12 protein-coding genes and 2 pseudogenes are annotated in these 11,400 nt (G+C 72.2%); 6 read left to right on the forward strand and 8 right to left on the reverse strand.

The window, feature by feature from the left end; genetic code table 11:
• Positions 1 to 89: 89 nt before the first annotated feature.
• Positions 90 to 653: a hypothetical protein gene (locus tag E1264_RS12900; RefSeq protein ID WP_132172979.1), complete on the reverse strand. Its 564-nt coding sequence runs from the start codon at positions 651 to 653 to the stop codon at positions 90 to 92.
• A gap of 119 nt (positions 654 to 772) precedes the next feature.
• Positions 773 to 1,054: a CHAT domain-containing protein gene (locus tag E1264_RS12905; protein ID WP_132172981.1), complete on the reverse strand. Its 282-nt coding sequence runs from the start codon at positions 1,052 to 1,054 to the stop codon at positions 773 to 775.
• Here E1264_RS12905 and E1264_RS12910 point away from each other — a divergent pair.
• A pseudogene (locus E1264_RS12910) lies at positions 996 to 1,459 on the forward strand (transposase); the annotation flags it as partial. The gene E1264_RS12905 and the pseudogene E1264_RS12910 sit on opposite strands and share 59 nt — an antisense overlap.
• Positions 1,460 to 2,488: 1,029 nt before the next feature.
• Here E1264_RS12910 and E1264_RS45290 read toward each other — a convergent pair.
• From E1264_RS45290 to E1264_RS45945, 3 genes and pseudogenes are all read right to left on the reverse strand, one after another.
• Positions 2,489 to 2,659: a hypothetical protein gene (locus E1264_RS45290; RefSeq protein WP_243710899.1), complete on the reverse strand. Its 171-nt coding sequence runs from the start codon at positions 2,657 to 2,659 to the stop codon at positions 2,489 to 2,491.
• Positions 2,660 to 2,778: 119 nt separating this feature from the next.
• A pseudogene (locus E1264_RS46215) lies at positions 2,779 to 3,072 on the reverse strand (hypothetical protein); the annotation flags it as partial.
• Positions 3,073 to 3,201: 129 nt separating this feature from the next.
• A complete protein-coding gene (locus E1264_RS45945) occupies positions 3,202 to 3,330 on the reverse strand; it encodes a hypothetical protein (protein ID WP_279490536.1) in 129 nt (42 codons plus the stop codon).
• Positions 3,331 to 3,497: 167 nt separating this feature from the next.
• Here E1264_RS45945 and E1264_RS12925 point away from each other — a divergent pair, with 167 nt between their 5' ends.
• From E1264_RS12925 to E1264_RS12940, 4 genes are all read left to right on the forward strand, one after another.
• Positions 3,498 to 3,752, forward strand: coding sequence for a hypothetical protein (locus tag E1264_RS12925; RefSeq protein ID WP_243710900.1), 255 nt, complete (start codon positions 3,498 to 3,500; stop codon positions 3,750 to 3,752).
• 514 nt (positions 3,753 to 4,266) lie between these two features.
• Positions 4,267 to 5,766 (forward strand): phytoene desaturase family protein, encoded by a 1,500-nt coding sequence (crtI, locus tag E1264_RS12930; protein ID WP_243710901.1) that lies wholly within the window; start codon positions 4,267 to 4,269, stop codon positions 5,764 to 5,766.
• A complete protein-coding gene (locus E1264_RS12935; protein WP_132172985.1) occupies positions 5,763 to 6,668 on the forward strand; it encodes a phytoene/squalene synthase family protein in 906 nt (301 codons plus the stop codon). Before crtI (E1264_RS12930) ends, E1264_RS12935 begins: the two co-directional genes overlap by 4 nt.
• Position 6,669: 1 nt before the next feature.
• A complete protein-coding gene (locus E1264_RS12940; protein ID WP_132172987.1) occupies positions 6,670 to 7,644 on the forward strand; it encodes a phosphate acyltransferase PlsX in 975 nt (324 codons plus the stop codon).
• Between the two features lie 5 nt (positions 7,645 to 7,649).
• Here E1264_RS12940 and E1264_RS12945 read toward each other — a convergent pair whose 3' ends face one another.
• A complete protein-coding gene (locus E1264_RS12945) occupies positions 7,650 to 8,369 on the reverse strand; it encodes a spheroidene monooxygenase (protein WP_243710902.1) in 720 nt (239 codons plus the stop codon).
• Here E1264_RS12945 and E1264_RS12950 point away from each other — a divergent pair.
• Positions 8,344 to 8,940: a glycerol-3-phosphate acyltransferase gene (locus E1264_RS12950; protein ID WP_132172989.1), complete on the forward strand. Its 597-nt coding sequence runs from the start codon at positions 8,344 to 8,346 to the stop codon at positions 8,938 to 8,940. The genes E1264_RS12945 and E1264_RS12950 overlap by 26 nt on opposite strands.
• On the opposite strand, the gene E1264_RS12955 is transcribed toward E1264_RS12950, so the two are convergent.
• Entirely contained in the window at positions 8,891 to 10,015 is a 1,125-nt protein-coding gene (locus E1264_RS12955) for a glycosyltransferase family 2 protein (protein WP_132172991.1), read from the reverse strand. The two genes, E1264_RS12950 and E1264_RS12955, sit on opposite strands and share 50 nt — an antisense overlap.
• Positions 10,015 to 11,400 (reverse strand): phytoene desaturase family protein (crtI, locus tag E1264_RS12960; protein WP_132172993.1); only part of this gene is annotated, 1,386 nt, incomplete at its 5' end. The genes E1264_RS12955 and crtI (E1264_RS12960), both read right to left, overlap by 1 nt.

Genomic DNA, 11,400 nt, shown 5'->3' on the forward strand with positions numbered 1-11,400 from the left:
TCGATCACACCAAACGAAACGACGTCTATGAGGTGGCGCTGTTGCTGGGTGCTCTTACGTAGCCCAAGCGGTGGGCGGTTGTTCGGCGGCTACGTGGTCGGGGTGGCCCAATTGAGTTCGTAACCCGATCGCTGGAGCGCTATCGCTGTTTGTTGGATGTCGTCCTCGCGCAGTTCGCGCCATGTCCGGAGGAGGCGGGTGATCGGGTCGGGGAGCGGCGCGTTCTCGGATCGCTGCGGAGTTTCCCATCGCAGGCTGACAGTGGCGACTCCGTCCACGACCTGTCCGGTCGGCACCGGATCGAAAAGGTGCTTGTGCAGGGTGTGCCGGCTGAGTTGCGCATCGACCAGCATCAGCGCCCTTGGGGATGGACCTGTCACCTGATCCAGTGCGGTCGAGAGATCGAGGTTCTCCCACAAGATCATCAGCCGGGTCATCTTCATCACTGACGGCAGGATGCCCAGGTCACCTATCGCGGTGGCGGCGTCTTGACCGCGGTAGAACATTCGGCAGATCACGAATCCGATGTACGAGTGCTCCATGTCTTCGGCAAGCATGTGCACTTGAGGTCGAGGAATGGCTCCGGTGGCATGGAGTTCTGCTTTGCTCGCTTCGATCAGGGCGCGTGGTAGTTCCGCGGTGATGTTGGGCACGGCCTCAATTCTGCCTCCGCTTCGGCTGCTGCGTCAGCCAAAGCCCAGATCGGGGACGCTCCTGATCGTGGGGTTGTCCGCTTGCGCGGCGGTGGTAGCGGAGTGTGTTCGGTTTTGGTTCAGATGCCGATGTGAATATGGCTCGTCCAAAGAGAAGCTTGCTGCGGATGTTCCTGACGCATGCGGGTTAGGGCGTTGCGGAGGGCGGCAGGCGCGCGGCGGAGATCTGGGTGGCCCCTGGTGAGTTCGGTGTAAACCAGTTTGGCGATCGTGGTAGCCGCGGTGTCGTTGACGGCCCAGAGGATGCCGATGACCTGCGGGTATCCGGCAGCGGTGCCGGACCACCACCTGCGCAACCTGCTCACCCGGGTGCCCAAGTCGGCGCAGCCGTGGGTGGCCACGCTGGTGCGGACCATTTTGACCAGCACGCCGCCGAAGAAGTCGCCGCCCAGCACGCCCGCGTGGTCGCCTCGCTGGAGGTCAAGCACCCTGACGCCGCCGAGCACCTGGACGCCGCCCGTGACGCCTTCACCGCTTTCCCACGGCAGCTGTGGCGGCAGATCTGGTCCAACAACCCCCAGGAGCGCCTCAACAAGGAGATCCGCCGGCGCACCGACGTGGTCGGGATCTTCCCCAACCGGGCCGCGATCATCCGCCTCGTCGGCGCGGTGCTGATGGAACAGACCGACGAATGAACCGAGGCCCACCGATACATGGGCCTGGAATTCCTCGCCAGAGCACGCTTGCGGGTGATCGAAGACACCACACCCCACCCCGAGATCGACAAGCGGGAACTGACCGCTTAACCTGCAGAAACAGGATCACGCGGAGGCGGCTCTTACACCACTCCGCTGGTCGTGACCGGTCTGGCGAAGGGTCAGCGGTGTCGAGGACAGGTGCGCAGATGTTCTTCCACGCCCAGGACGAGGTTTCTGCGAGGGTCTGCTCACCGCGCTCGCGGGCCTCGCGGTACAGGGATCGGCAGTCGGTCGCCAGCGCGGTCAGGAAGCGGTTCACGTGGTCACTGACGGTGCCGGGAGTGAGTTGTGGCAGTGACCGCACTCGGAGGCCGCTGTCGGCGAGTACCAGTGCGTTTCGACTTCACCTGCCACCTCGCGCCGGAGAACGTACGCACTTGAGCAGCCCTCCGCCTGGTCGAGCTCTGGTAGGACCTCGCCCAACAGCAGGCGCTCGTACCTATCAGCGGTGCGCGGCGTGCACGGCGCCCTCCACATACGACCAATCACGGCATAACCCCAGGATGAAGCGACTGTCGCAATGACAACGACGCGGCCGGCGCCAGTGACCGTCTGGCGGTTGGGCGGCGGGGCCGGGCCGTGATGCTCGCCGCCGTCGACGACGGCCGCGGGGACCATGGTGGCCGGTCCTGGAGACGAGGAGGCTTGATCCGTTTCTACCTGACATACGGGCGCCGAGCGGGCCGCCGGCGGACCGCCGGCGGACCGCCGGCGGACCGCCGGCGGACCGCCGAACTCATGGATCACTGGGGCGGCGACCACGGCGGTCTCCCGATCTTCGGGCCCAGCCACGGCCGCCCGGCCCAGCCACCCGCTGGGACTATCCGCTGGTGACATACGTGCAAAACGCGATCGAGAGCGCGATGTCGGACTCGCGGGGTCGCCGGCCTCAGGCTGTTCCGCGCCCAGCCCGACATCGATCTCCAGAAGAAGGACTACCCAGTCGACGAGGGTGCGAGCAGGTCGGTGAGGAATCGGTGGCGGCCGTGGCAACCGTTGTGGTGGACGTGGGCACCGAGCAGGCAGTTGGAGACCGCGAGCCGAAGACGCGGATACGCCATGATCACAGCAGGTGCCTCATCCGGTGCAGTGCGCGGGCCGTGCGTGCTTTGACGGTGCCGAGCGGGACGGCCAGCCGGTCGGCGACTCCCGTTGCGTCAGCTGAGCGTAGTGGGCCAGCATGATGGCCTGCCGCTGCGGGGCCGGCAGGTTGGCCAGCGCCCTGCGGACGTCGAAAACCGCGTCCACGGCGGGAGTGGCGTCGGCACTCTGGCGGCGACGTCCAACGGCACAGCTCCCCGATAGTGGCGTGCCTCGGCGCGCAGTTGGTCGATTGCGCGGTTGCGGGTGATGGCCGGGACCCATGGTTCCAGGCCGCGTGCCGAGTCGAACCGCCAGCGTGACCGCCACACTTCCAGCGGCCCAGCCTGCGCCACTTCGACGACCGGCTCACGACGGTGACATCGCCGACCACGCAGGGCTCCGTCCGCTGTCATTGGTCGGCATTCGGCCGACACGTGCCAGCAGCACGCCGTGGACAGACCCGATGTCGCGTGGACGCCGCGGACGTATCGCCCGGCGCGCAGCCGCACTGGGCAACGCAGCCGGAAGGGCGGAGGCATCGTGGATCGTCTCACTGGGGGTCGTCTCCACTCCCTCATCGGTGATCTGCCGGACCGCGGTGTCCAGTGACACTTTCCCCCCGACAGCGGGCCAGCCGACCGTGCCGGTACCTCCCCTCATCCCTCGTGCGGGGACGGCGCCGGTGCCGCGCGCGAAAGGCCGCTAGATCAGATGCAAGAAACCGGCTGGAAATCCCACCTCCAGTCCAGCGGCACACCGGCGAAAACCGGGTGCGGCAGCTTTGGGGTCATCTCGCCGGAGATGCCCTGTGGGCGGTTCGACGGTTCGGTCACCATGCCCCGCCTTTACCTGACCGCCGTCGCTGCCTGGTCAATGGAATCAATGCGCGAGGGTCAAACCCACCCAAGTCGGCATGCGCGCATCGACGCCGGGTACGGGACAGCCGACCGGAGGGGGAATGATGATTAACACACTGCACAGGTGGGGCGTACGGTCCAGCCTCATGTACACGGCGGGCATCGGCTCTATCGCGTTGGCGTTCGCCTCCTGGGCCGCGTCCAACCGGCTCGAGGACGCGGGCCTGGAACGCGCCGACAGGTGGGGCATCTTCGTCGGCGAGTGGGCGCCGACGTTCTTTGCCATGGGTGTCGCTTTGCGGATGGAGGAGAAGAGCGACCAAATCATCGGGACTTCCGGAGAGCGCGGCGAGCCGGATGAAAGGAGCGCCGGTCAGGCGGCACGCTCGGCGGCGATGTGATAGCCGTAACGTGAACTCGTCAGGTGGTGGGTGCGAGGGCCGCGGGTCACCGGCTGTGCTTGGTGACCGGCGCCGGCGGCCGACTGGTGCCGGAATTGCTGGACGCCGGTCTCCGGGTGCGGTGCATGACCGGCTCGGCCCGGACGTCCTCACTTGCGGCGGCATCATGCGACACTACGCCGCCGTGGCCGGGCTCAGACAGCGGATCATCGTGCTGGTTCCGGTTTTCAGCCCGTTGCCGAGTCTGCGGGTGGGGACCCTCACGCCTGCTCCCGGTGGTCTCGCGCGTCCGCCGGTGGAATCGCTCCGCAACGAAGTGGTGCGCGCGCTGAGCGCCGGCTCGCGGACCCGGCGCAGCGCAAACGCTGGCAAACGCACGAAATCGGCCCGCCCCTAGGGGCGAGCAGGCAGGTACGCGGCGATGTCGTTCTCGGCTGGCCGCCAGGTCCGAGGGACTGTGCAGAACCCATACGGACGACGACGGAGGAACAGTGCATTCCCGACATCGTGCGGCATGGGGCGACGGTCAGGGCGGGCGGCGCTGATGGCGGCGCGGCATCCGGTCGTCGTGGTCGGGGCCGGGCTGGGCGGCCTGTCCGCGGCGATCCACCTGGCGGCGCGGGGCCGCGAGGTGGTGGTGGTCGAGGCACGGGACGAGCCGGGCGGGTGCTGCGGGTCGGCGCAGGCCGGCCCCTACCGGTTCGACACCGGCCCTTCGGTGCTGACGATGCCGGAGGTCCTCGCCGAAACGTTCGGCGCCGCGGGCGAGGACCTGGATGCCGTGCTGCCGCTGCGGCGTCTGGACCCGTTCTACCGGCTGGCCTTCCATGACGGGTCCAGCCTGGACGTCGTGGCGGGCGCGCAGCGGATGGCCGGCAACGTCCGGGACCTGTGCGGCCCGGCGGAGGCGGCGCGGTACCTGCGGTTCCGGCGGCGGCTCGGGAAGATGTTCGAGGCGGAATGGTCGTCGTTCATCGACGCGGACATGACCCGGCTGCGCTGCATGGCTCGCCCCTACGCGCTGCTCAGACTGGCGGCGGCGGGCGGGTTCCGGCGGCTGGACCGCTACGTGGCCGCCCAGCTGACCGACGAGCGGCTCATCAAGGCGCACACCTTCCAGGCCCTGTACGCGGGGCTGCCTCCGCACAAGGCACTCGCCATCTATGCCGTCATCGCGCACATGGACACCGTCGGCGGCGTGTACTACCCGTCCAGCGGCGGCATGCACGCCATTCCGCGCGCGATGGCGACCGCGGCCGAGAAGGCCGGTGCCTCGATCCGGTACGGCGTTCGCGCGCGACGGGTCGAGGCGGGCTGGTCCGGCGTGACGGAGGTCCGGCTGGACGGCGGCGAGCGGCTGCCCGCGAGCCATGTCGTCGTCGCCTGCGACCTGCCGCGGGCGCACGCCGGGCTCCTGCCCGAGGCGGCCGGCGACTGGCGGCTCCGCAGACCGCGGTACTCGCCGTCCTGCCTGGTCATGCATTTCGGGATCGGCGGGCGGCCCGCCGGGCGTGCGCATCACACCCTCCATTTCGGGAACCAGTGGGCCGGGACGTTCGACGCCTTGGCGGCCGGACGGCCGCAGCCCGACCCGAGCCTGCTGGTCACCTGCCCGGAACCCGGCGGCACCGGCGCGCCCGCGGGTCACTCGACCCTGAGCGCCCTGGAGCCGGTTCCCAACCTGGCCAGCGGAGCCGACTGGGACCGGCTCGGCCCGCGGCTGGAGGAACGCCTGCTCGCCCGCCTGGCCGACCTCGGCTACGGGGACCTGCGGGCGGCGCCGCGCACGACGTTCGACCCGCCGGCGTGGGCCCGCCTCGGCCATTCGGCGGGCACGCCCTTCGCGCTGGACCACCGCTTCCGCCAGACGGGGTGGTTCCGGCCGTCGGGCCGCAGCCGCCGCGTCCCCGGCCTGCACTTCGCGGGGATGCACACCGCGCCCGGAGTGGGCGTCCCACCCGTCCTGATCTCCGGGCGGCTCGCCGCCGCGCGGATCCTGGAGGACAGCCGATGACGCTGACCGCGAGCTACGAGCGCTGCCGCCGCCTCAACGCCCGGCACGGACGCTCGTTCTACCTGGCCACGCTGCTGCTTCCGGCGTGGAAGCGCCGGCATGTGCACGCGCTGTACGGGTTCGCCCGCCACGTCGACGACATCGTCGACGAGTGCGGTCCCGCCGGCGCGGCAAGACGGGCCGCGGCGCTCGACGCCGTGACCCGCCGGCTGGACGCCGCCACGGCGGGCGAGCCGACGGGCGACCCGGTGCTGCCCGCGTTCGTGCACACCGTGCGGTCCTTCGGCGTCGAGCGTGCGGACATCGACGCGTTCCTGGCCTCGATGCGCAGCGACCTGACCGTGACCCGCTACGCCACCTACGAAGACCTGCTCGCCTACATGGAAGGGTCGGCCGCCGCCGTCGGGCTCATGATGCTTCCCGTCCTGGAGACCGTGCCGGGCGCCGAGCAGGCCGCGCGGGAGCCCGCCCGGGAGCTCGGACGCGCGTTTCAGCTCACCAACTTCATCCGGGACGTCGCCGAGGACCTGGAGCGGGGCCGTATCTACCTGCCCCAGGAGGACCTGGCCCGGTTCGGCGTGACCGAGGCCGACCTCGCCCGCGGCGCCTGTACCGGGGCCGTGCGCCGGCTCGTCGCCTTCGAGAGTCTCCGGGCCCGCGGCCACTACCGCCGCGCCCTGCACGGCGTGAAGCTGCTGACACCGTCCTCCCGTCCCTGCATCCGCGCCGCGTACGAGCTGTACGGCGCCATCCTGGGCCAGATCGCCGCAGCCGGCCACGACGTGCTGACCGCGCGGGCCCGCGTGCCCCGCCGGCGGCGCGCCGCGATCTACGCGCGGCACCTGCTGGGGGCGTCCGCCGCAAGCCGGGCCGAGCGGAGCGTCCCCGCCGGGACGCGCTGAGATGGCCGGCCGACGGACCCCGGTCGTGCTGGACGCGATGGGCGGCGACCACGGGCCCGCCGAGACGGTGCCGGGAGCGCTGGCGGCGTGCCGCGAGCACGGGGTGCCGGTGGTCCTGGTGGGGCGGGCCGGCGAGATCCACCGGTGGTTGCGGCGGCACGGCGCCACCGGTGAGGTGGACGTGCGGCACGCGGACGACGTCGTCCGCATGACCGAACGGGGCGCTCGCACCGCGTCCCGCCGGACGTCGAGCCTGATGGTGGGCTGCGAGCTGGCCAGGCGCGAGGGACTGCCGTTCGTCTCGGCCGGATCCACCGGGGCGGTGGTGGCCTGCGCCGTCCGCACCTTCGGGCGGCGCGAGGGGGTGCGGCGTCCGGCGCTCGCCGTGGCGCTTCCGACGATGTCCGGTTCCACCGTGCTGATCGACGCGGGCGGGACCGCCGACCCGACGGCGGAGATGCTCGCGCAGTTCGCGACGCTCGGCGCCGGCTACGCGCGCGACGTCCTCGGCGTCCGCGACCCGGCGGTCGGCCTGCTGTCCATCGGTGCCGAGCCGGGCAAGGGCAACCGGCTCGCCCGGGACGCCGCCCGGCTGCTCCCGGACCTGCCGGTCCGTTTCCGCGGCAACGTCGAAGGACACGACGTCCTGGCGGGAACCGTCGACGTGGTCGTGACCGACGGGTTCACCGGGAACATCGTGCTGAAGAACATCGAGGGCTGCGTCCGCACCGTCCTGGGCTTGGCGGCCCGCGCCGGGATCGCCGACGCCGGGCCGCTAGAGGAGGTCGCGCGGCTGTACGCGGCCGACACTCACGGGGGTGCCGCGCTGCTGGGGCTGGCCGGGACGGTCGTGGTCTCGCACGGCTCCTCGGGTGCGGCCGCCATCGCGCGTGCGTGCGTGGTGGCGCGCGACCTGGCCGCAGGGGAGACGCCCGCCCCGGTGAACGGTCATCGCGCGGCAGGGCGGGCCACGTGAACGGGTCACGCCCGCCCGGGGCGCAGCGGATCGCGGCCGTCCCAGGCGCCCTGGCTCCCGAACGGGATGAAACGCGCGAAGAGCTCCTCGCTGTACCAGCGTTCGCGGCGGACGCGTCCGATGACGTCGCGGTGCGCGGCCCCGTCATGGGCGAAGCGGCGGATGGCCGGCTCGCCGTCCCACAGCGAGAACGTCGCCTGCCGGGCCAGCGGCCACTCGCCCGCACCGATCGAGGCGATGCAGCCCTCCTGGCGATGCAGCAGGCGGTCCACGTCGGGGACCGAGCGGTAGAACGCCACCAGCCGCCGAGGGCGGATCGACGCCCTGGTCAGCGCGGCCACCGGCCCGTGCGGCGGCGCGGCCGGACGCACCGCCGCCCCGGCGAGCGGGTCGTCCCCGCCCCAGCCGCCGCGGGACGTCAGCGGCACGAGGCGGACATGCCAGGACTCCTCGGCCTCGTCGCGCCAGCGCGCCGCCACCGGCGAGCGTTCCAAGAAACGCTCCAGCGCCGGCTCGCCGTCCCACACCGCGAACAGCGCCCAGCGGCGCAGGTCGGCGCCCAGGCTCATGGACCGGCCCCGGCCCGTGCCGAGGAGCCGCCAGAACCGCAGCCCGCCGGTGCCGCGCAGCACCGGACGGTCGAACGCCATGTGCCGCATGGCGTCCAGGCCCGCATATCTGATGAGGTGAAACGAGGCGATGATCCCCGTGCTCGTGGCGGTCATCGGCGGCTACCTGCTCGGCTCGGTGCCGGTCGCGGTGCTCGTCGCACGCGGCCACGGCTTCGACCCGCGCGACGTCGGCGACCGCAACCCCGGTTTCTGGAACATGATGGAACAGCTCGGCTGGAAGGCAGCCGTACCCGTCTTCGCCGGCGACATGCTCAAGGGGACGCTGGCCGGGCTGGTCGGGCTGCTGGTGAGCGGGGCCGAGACGGGCACGCTCGGATCGGCGGCCGGCGCGAGCGTCCTGCCGGTGTACGCCGCCGTGGCCGCGGCGATGATCGGCCACGCCTGGCCGCTGTTCGCCGGGCGGCGGGGCGGACGCTCGATCCTCGCGTTCGCCGGCGGGTTCGCCGTGATCTGCCCGCCGGCGTTCGCGCTCGGCGTCGCGCTGCTCGTCGTGGGCGCACTGGCCTTGCGCTCGTTCGCGCGGGGCACCCGCCTCGCGGTGTTCTCCCTGCCGGCGCTACAACTGCTCTTCACACCGGTCGAGCAGGTCGCCGGCACCGGGGCGTTGATGTGCCTCATCGGGCTGCGCTTCGGACAGGCCGCCCTGGCCGGCCGCCGGGCCTGACCGCCGCGCAACCGTAGCGGCGGCCGCGCCAGGTCCGCGCGGGCAGCAGCGCCGACCACGTCAGGCGGACCGCCGCGGCCACGTCCAGCAACGGGGACACCACAAGGCCCACGCCCGGACGCGCGTAGCTTTCCCGTAGCGCGGCCAGGAGAAGGAACCGCTGGGCCAGCAGGGCCAGGTCGAGCGGGCCCGGACATCCTGCCGCCAGCCGCAGGAGCGGCAGCGCGGTGGTCAGCCAAACCACGCCCAGGTCGCCGGCCTGCCGGGCCGCCGAGGTCACGTCCCGCAGCGAGATCGACCGGCCCCACTGGCGCCACACGTCGGCGACCGACTCGTGCATGTCCACCTCCAGCAGGGCGCCCGCGTCCCGGAAGGCGACCCGCCACCCGTCCCGGGCCAGGGAGCGCCCGAGCGCCACATCGTCGGTCAGGTGGCCGCGGACCCGCGCGAACCCGTCCGCCTCGACCATCCGCGCCTTGCGGAACGCCAGGCACTGGCCGTTGACCAGCAGCCGGTCCGGGGACGTGGCCGACGGCCCGATGGGACCGAACCGGTAGACGAGCGTCGCCAGCAATGACGCGTGCAGAGCCTGCTCGGCGGGACCGCCGCAGACGAACCGAGGCCCCGCGCTCACCAGGTCATAGGCGTCCAGCAGCGCCGCCAGCTCCGCGCACAACCCCGTCTTGGGGCGCGTGTCGGCGTCCAGCAGGACCACGAGCGGCCCGGCCGCCGCACGCACACCCTGATGCAAGGCCCACTGCTTGCCGACCCACCCGTCCGGCAGCGGCGCACCGGCGACGACCGTGGCGCCCAGCCGCCCGGCCAGCTCGGCGGTACCGTCCCGGGACTCGTCGTCCACGACGATCACCTCGCGCACCACCGGGTCGGCGAGCAACGGCGCGACACAACCCTCGATGCGCGGCTCCTCGTCACGTGCCGGGATCACCACCGACACCGGCTCAGCCGCGGGCCCGGACGAGCCCGGTTGCAGCGGCGCGGGCCGGTCCCGTCCGCGCGCCAGCCGCGTGGCCACGGCCGCGGCGGCGACCGCCTGCGCCACGGTCAGCGGCCTCATCACCTCCACGCCCTTCCCGCGCGGACGCGGACCTCGGTGAAATCCTCCTCGACCAGGGACGCGACGATCTGCCCGCCCAGGGCGACCAGCGGCAGCCCGCCACCCGGATGCGCCGCCCCGCCCACCAGGTACAGACCGCGCCGCGGCCCCCGGTTACCGGGCCTGCGGAACGGCGCGAACCGGCCCCGGTAGGCGCTGCCGTAGATCGCCCCGCCCCACGCTCCGTACCGGTCCCGCAGATCCGCCGGTGTGAAGGTCTCCACGAACCGCAGCCGCCCGGACAGATCGTGCTCGCGCCGCGCCAGCAGCTCCAGGACTAGGTCCCGATAGGACTCGACGGACATCGGCCACCGGCTCGGATCCCGGGCGGGGACGTTGACGAGCATCACCCAGTTCTCCGCCCCGGCGGGCGCCTGCGTCGGGTCGTCCACCGCCGAGCAGCCGATGTAGACGGTGGGGTCCTGCGCCGGTTTCCGGTGCCGGAAGATGTCGTCGAACTCCTGCCGGTAGTCGGCCGAGAAGACGACGGAATGGTGCGGCATCCCCGGCGTCCTGCCCTCCACACCGGCGAGCAGCAGCAGCACCGACGACGACAGGCCGAGGCCCGCGATCCGGCGCAGCCTGCGCCGATCGGGTAGCAACCGGCCGTACAGCGCCGCCGCGTCGGCATTGACGACCACGGCGTCCGCCGTCACCCGCTCCCCCGAGGCCAGCCGCACGCCGGACACCGCCACGCGGTCGGCGATCACCTCGGTCACCTCGGCGCCGGTGCGGACCTCGACCCCCGCCGCCGCCAGCAGCCCGGCGAGATCCGCGGCGATCCGCGCCAGCCCGCCCGGCACGTACCAGCCGCCCTCACCGTGCTCGATCGCCGGGACGCAGCCCAGCGCGGCCGGCGCCCGGTACGGGTCCGACCCCGCGTAGGTCGCGTACCGGCCGACGTACTGGCGCAACCGCGGGTCGCCGAAGAAGCGGCGCGCCAGCCCGTCCAGCGTCCGGCCCGGCGCGACGGCGAGCAGGTCGCCGATCCGGGCCTGCTCGGGAGGACGGCCCAGCGGCCCGGCGAAGAACGTCCGCCGCGACGCCGCCAAGCAGTCCCGCGCCCAGCAGTAGAAGGCCAGCCACGCGGACCCCTGTCCGGGGGCCAGCAACTCCACCTGCTCCTCCATCCGGCCCGGATCGCGGAACGCGCGCAGCCACGACCCGTCGGCGAAGCGGTAACGGCACAACTCGTCCGGCTCAACCATCGCGCAGCCGACCCCCAGGTTCCTGAACAGCCCGGGCATGGTGAGCAGCGACGGGCCGAGCGAAAACACGAACCCTTCACGCTCGTGCTCGGCCAGCTTCCCGCCGAGCCGGTCGAGCCGCTCGAACAACCGGATCTC

Source organism: Actinomadura sp. KC216 (assembly GCF_004348535.1).
Taxonomy (GTDB): domain Bacteria; phylum Actinomycetota; class Actinomycetes; order Streptosporangiales; family Streptosporangiaceae; genus Spirillospora.